The sequence below is a fragment of the Hallella absiana genome (genome assembly GCF_025457485.1).
GTDB lineage: Bacteria > Bacteroidota > Bacteroidia > Bacteroidales > Bacteroidaceae > Prevotella > Prevotella absiana.
This window is the reverse complement of the sequence record NZ_JAMXSP010000062.1, coordinates 1-4,770: the sequence shown is the minus strand read 5'-3', so window position 1 is coordinate 4,770 and position 4,770 is coordinate 1. Positions and strand designations below refer to the sequence as shown.

General features: G+C 40.1%; 4 protein-coding genes. All 4 read right to left on the bottom strand.

Going from position 1 to position 4,770, the window contains the following annotated elements; all coding sequences use genetic code 11:
* Window positions 1-158: 158 nt before the first annotated feature.
* Window positions 159-407: a hypothetical protein gene (locus NG346_RS14225; RefSeq protein WP_262281292.1), complete on the bottom strand. Its 249-nt coding sequence runs from the start codon at window positions 405-407 to the stop codon at window positions 159-161.
* 153 nt (window positions 408-560) lie between these two features.
* Window positions 561-791, bottom strand: a complete 231-nt coding sequence (locus tag NG346_RS14220; protein ID WP_262281293.1) for a hypothetical protein — start codon at window positions 789-791, stop codon at window positions 561-563.
* Window positions 792-860: 69 nt separating this feature from the next.
* A complete protein-coding gene (locus tag NG346_RS14215; RefSeq protein ID WP_262281294.1) occupies window positions 861-3,065 on the bottom strand; it encodes an outer membrane beta-barrel family protein in 2,205 nt (734 codons plus the stop codon).
* 275 nt (window positions 3,066-3,340) lie between these two features.
* On the bottom strand, window positions 3,341-4,597 hold the full coding sequence (locus tag NG346_RS14210) for a relaxase/mobilization nuclease domain-containing protein (protein ID WP_262281295.1): 1,257 nt from the start codon (window positions 4,595-4,597) through the stop codon (window positions 3,341-3,343).
* Window positions 4,598-4,770 lie beyond the last annotated feature (173 nt).

The following is a 4,770-nucleotide window of genomic DNA, read 5'->3' as shown; positions in this document are numbered from 1 at the left end:
TATCTTTTCTTGTTCCATGACCGCAAAGGTAAGCAAAAAAAATAGTTTTAGCACGCTATCATATCAAGTTCTTTGGTTAGGCAGCGGCATCCGTCCGCCACGGACAATCCCCCTTGGGCCAACTTTTCTTCAATCAAGAAGGTTCATTTACATAAGGACTATATTATAGCTTCTTCAGCTTGAACCGATTCCGATTCTGAAGCTTGAGCCACAGCACCTATTGATATTGATATGGTGTTTTGTTTAGGGCAATAAGTACCTGTGATGGTCTTGCCTTTATGTCCAGCATTTCCTTGCTGGCATGATGGCTTGCACCCGGAACTGCAAGCACCAGCTTCGATGCTGTCAAGTTGCTGATCTGACATAATGTCGGTATCTGCAATTGATTTGAATTTAGAATTCTTCATTGCTTCTGAAAATTAAATTATGTAAGAGGATAGATTAAACTCTGCAGATTAATGACTTTACTCTTTGTGCTAAACGGATTTTATGCATCTCAAACAAAATATTAGGGAGTTATATCCATTTAAGCATACTGATACTGCAGAAGCCTTGATGAACTAAAGTTTCATAGCGTCTATAGACGCTACTTCTACTCGGTTCTCCATCATAAGCGTTGCTTTCTGATCTGTTGTTTGAACGGGCTGGCTTTGTGTGTTTCCATCGCGTTGATGTTGAGGGCAGCCTTTCTTACAGCACTGATCACATGTGCCGCCTGCCTCAATCTCGTCAAGCTGGGCGTCAGTGAGGATCTCTGTCTGAGAGATCGAATTGAATGTGAATTTCTTCATTGTTGTGAATTTTAGTTTTTGATGTTGATTATGTTATGTGTAGCTACACTTTCTGAATTCTGTTTCTATTTATTCTTTCGTCATACGTTTGATGTCTGGACTATACTCTTTATATTCGTTGGATACGTCCTTTCCTTTCTTCAGTCTTAATCTTATATAGAAGTTGAATGATGGTCCTTTGGAATGGACGTAGTCCCTTCTCGTATTGTCGCCAAAATAAAAATCTTGTTTATTGCCATTAGAATCAAAGATATTGTTAGCTTCAACCCCGACTGTTAGACTCTTGTCCGAAAGAAGTTGGTATGAAGCTCCAATTTCTGCATAACTTTTTGCATAGGATGTGTAGAACAGTGACTTACGCTTAGGTGTGAAATCTGCATAAGCATCAAACGATAATCGGTCAGTGGCATCATAGCCAAGGCTTAGAGTGTAGCCCTGTTGCCATGAATACGTAGGACGCCCCTTGGGTGGGATATATCCATTACGGAATTTTTTGAAGTTAACGTATGTGCAGTTTGCAGACAACTGACCATACAATTTCTTGTGGAATAAGGCAATCGGTAACGAAAGACCAATGTTATAGTTTTCTATGTCAGCAAAATTTAAACTTCTTTGATATAGTATTTCATTTTCTTGTTGATAAATTTGCCCAATTGCTCCCTTATAATATACGTATCTGAAGTTGATGTTTATAAGGTTGAACAATGTGTTATATAAGTTTACAGAATAATTTTTGGTCCTTGTAAGATCCGCATTGCCTTCTGTGTAATAATCGTCAGTGACTTTTCGCTTGCCTGGTGTCATTCTCAGATACGAAGGTCTTGCTGTACTTTTCCATGCAACCAACGATAGATTATAGTTCTTGCTATTGTAGAAAAACATGATATAAGGATTTATGTCTGTAAAATCCTTATGAGTCTGATAACCATCAGATTTGTAGCTTAGCTTATAGTTCGTTGTTTCCACTCTAGTGCCACTTCCTAAAGTAAGGTGCTTGTCAATGTCATAATATGCAGCAGCGTATTCCGTGGTAATCAGTTCTCGTCCATAGAACCAACTCCGTGATGTAGGGTTATTGAATGTGTCATCGTAGTTGGCATGGTCATTCATCCAGTTCCATTGCATATGCCATCCGTACATGAGTCTAAACTTGTTGAAATTACTTCCAAAATCGGCGAGTACAGAATTCATCCATCCTGTCATTTTCAGCCTTGAACGCTGGTAATAGTTTTCCGCTGGGATTTCGTAATATTTATTAGAGGTTCTTAAGCCGCCATACATGACATTTAGTGATACTGTTCCATGAAAGGCTTTTTTATCGTCGGGTATGATATAAGCCAATGCCCCGGACCAAAGATCATCATTAGAGAAATATCGGTAATATTCGTCAGATGATTCAAGTACTGATGACTTTTGCTGATCTTGACTGATTCTGTGATATAGGTGTCCGAAGTCATAATAGATATATGTACTGAAATCAAGTTGGTTGCAGTCTCTGAAAGTATAGGTAAGTTTTGAGTTGTAGGACAGTGCATTGTAATGTCCACCAGACTTTATACGATGGGAAATGTTATAACCTGTGGTTCCATAATGTGTACTATCAGTTGAAAAGCTATAATTAGAGTTTGACATATAGGAAGCAGTATTATAGAAGATCCACTTTCCCTTTTTGAACATATAGAAAACGTTGGGGCCCCAGTCACCCATTCCATGACGGAAAAAACTCCCAGAAAGACCTCCTTGAAGAATACTTCCATCGGAGATATTACTTTTTGTCTTTATATCTACGACCTGATTTCCATCGTCACGGTATTTCCCGTTATTTACTTCAATTACCTTAATATTGGATATGGCGGATGCAGGTAAACTTGAAAACAATGCTGTTATAGCTTTTGCATCCAGATTCTGTCTTACCCCATTAAGATAGAATACTATTGGCTTGCCTAAATATTCGTAGTTACCTTCCCCATTCTTAGATACACCAGGAATTAAAGTGAGTAATTTGTTTGTTTGAATTTTATCAATGTTGGGCAGTGTGGCCACATTGTATGTCACGATACCGTCTTTATGGATAGAATAGTTGGAACTAACAATAACTTCCTGTAAATGACGCATTGTATTTATGCTATCTTCTGCTAACGTGTCTTTATGTATTTTTGCGGATACAAAAATATCTTCTTTGTCAATAAAAAATCCACAAGATTTGCTATTGGCAATGATTTCTCCTTTGACACAAAGTAGTCCAATTATTAGTAATATATTTGTTCTATCCATTGCTATAGGTGTTATTTTGTTTGTTAGATTTATTTCGACTACAAAAGTATGGAAAATTATTTATGTATTATAAAAAACATTATAAATTTAACTAATATTTATCTTTATTGATTGTATATTTATAATTGCACATATTTATAATAATACAACACTAATTAATGATGCGTTGTTTGGTAGTAACTATTAACGAATAGTACTCTTAAACAGAAGCTATCGAGCTTTGCTGTTGAATTTAGGGCTCTATTGTGACATAGAGCCCAGGTAGTTCTAACCAGCTATCGCCGCCATCTACTTTGCTGACTCTGTTCATCGTCCACATCATTCACGTTCATGCCATGGCCGAGCTCATTTTCACGATTAGCATCCTTTGAACCTGCCTGACTGTCCGCAACATAGCTGATTGCGGTACTGGAGCCAGCGGAAGATGACAGCTTTGGCTGCTGGCTCCTTGACTGATGAGTATTGACCTGCTTAACAATTCCTCTCGACTCCAAGTAGTTGTCATGAAGTTGACGAACAACAGACTCTCGCAGATTGATGGTCTCACCATTCCACGAAACTGTTCCTCTGTGGATGCGCGTGCCGAATTGCCGATAGAGAACGCGGTTGATGTCTGCCGTGGTAAGTTTCGGATTATCGGCAAGCAGGTCGTCAATCGTCTTCTCAATCTTTGCAAAGCGAGTAGCGGCATCCTCAAACTGGAGCAGCTCCTTGATACTAAGGAACTCACCACCTTTGAAGACCGTCTTGTTTTTGTAATCAACAACGATGTAACCGTAGGGCCTGTCCGCCTTGCCGATAAACACCAGGCTGATACCGAACTTACGTTTCATGTGAGCTGCAAGTTCTTCCTTGTTGGCAGACAGGTTGCGGTACTTTTGCAGAATGGCACGAAGTTGCCGACAACGTTTGTCATCGGGCTTGTTTTCTTTCAGTGCATACTGCATGATGAGTTGGGCACGGATGGTTCCAAGCTCCTCACCATTACGGTAGAGGTGAATAACGGGCTTCTCGTTGTCATCCTTACATTCATAGCCCAAGCTCTCCATGATGGCACAGAACTGGGCTTTGGAAGTGAAGCGATACGAAAGCGCATCCTTCGCTATGTCGTTGACCTCTGGCTCCTGCTTCTGCCCAGTGTATTCCTTCATAATCTCCAGAGTCACGGCTCGTGAGCGACGTTTCTCATGATGATGGTCAATCTTATGTCCATCGGGAGCTACACGGGAGGTGACGATATGGATATGGTTATTGTCCGTATCGTGGTGAGCATAGACCAACAGAGGCTGTCCTTCATCCGCATAGCCCATCTCCTTGAGGTAGCTGTGAGCAATGTCAAGTAGTTGCTGATGAGAGTATTCCGTGCCCTTGCAACTGACAGCGACATGAAACTGTGGCTTCTTGATATACGTGTTCCGGGCTGAGTATTGGAGGAAATACCATTGAAGCTTTTCAGCGGTATAGGTTTCAGCGCGAAGTCCGCCGATATTACGGACTTCGAGCAGCGTTGCCTGTCCTTTCTCAACTTTCATCTCATTGTAGGCGATGGCATGGAAGTTGGCAGATGATGGAAGGATTGTTATTACTCAAGTTTCGCAAGTAGATGATTATACTTAAAATTTAACAATTATTGCCAATAAAAAAGGCTTTAAGATTTGCCCAATTCGTTAAGAATTAGTAACTTAGTAATCGCCAAACAACTAAG

Coding starts and splice junctions, on each gene's coding strand:
- NG346_RS14225 (WP_262281292.1), bottom strand. CDS start 407: ATGAAGAATTCTAAATTCAAATCAATTGCAGATACCGACATTATGTCA.
- NG346_RS14215 (WP_262281294.1), bottom strand. CDS start 3,065: ATGGATAGAACAAATATATTACTAATAATTGGACTACTTTGTGTCAAA.
- NG346_RS14220 (WP_262281293.1), bottom strand. CDS start 791: ATGAAGAAATTCACATTCAATTCGATCTCTCAGACAGAGATCCTCACT.
- NG346_RS14210 (WP_262281295.1), bottom strand. CDS start 4,597: ATGAAAGTTGAGAAAGGACAGGCAACGCTGCTCGAAGTCCGTAATATC.